This window comes from Bradyrhizobium sp. NBAIM08, from assembly GCF_020193935.1.
GTDB lineage: Bacteria > Pseudomonadota > Alphaproteobacteria > Rhizobiales > Xanthobacteraceae > Bradyrhizobium > Bradyrhizobium yuanmingense.
This window is the reverse complement of record NZ_JADYVR010000721.1, coordinates 1-419: the sequence shown is the minus strand read 5'-3', so window position 1 is coordinate 419 and position 419 is coordinate 1. Positions and strand designations below refer to the sequence as shown.

General features: G+C 62.8%; 1 protein-coding gene. It reads left to right on the top strand.

Annotation, left to right across the window (positions count from 1 at the left end; translation table 11 throughout):
• On the top strand, positions 1-419 hold a 419-nt coding region (locus tag I6F37_RS41740), incomplete at both ends, for an autotransporter-associated beta strand repeat-containing protein (protein WP_225154632.1).

The following is a 419-nucleotide window of genomic DNA, read 5'->3' as shown; positions in this document are numbered from 1 at the left end:
TTGATCTTCAACCGCTTTGGCGCGAACAGCGCCGCCTACGCCATCACCGGTGCAGGAGCGGTCGTGAAAAACGGCCTCGGCACGCAGGTCCTGACGGCGGCCAACAGCTACAGCGGCGGCACCACCGTCAATGGCGGCACGCTCCACATCACAACCACCGCCGGCGTCGCGAACACCGGCACCTTCACCCTCAACACCGGCACCTTCCAAATCAACCTCGGAGCCGGCACCAACTTTGGCTATGCCCCGACGATCAACCTGACAGCAAGCTCCACCATCGGCAATGCCGCCGCCGGATCGAATGCCGACCTGCAGGGGCAAATCAATTACACCGGTGCGCTCGATGGCGGTGGAAACACCCTGAACGTCGCGAACACCGGGCTGGCACGCCTTTACATGAACGGCACCCTGTCCAATCT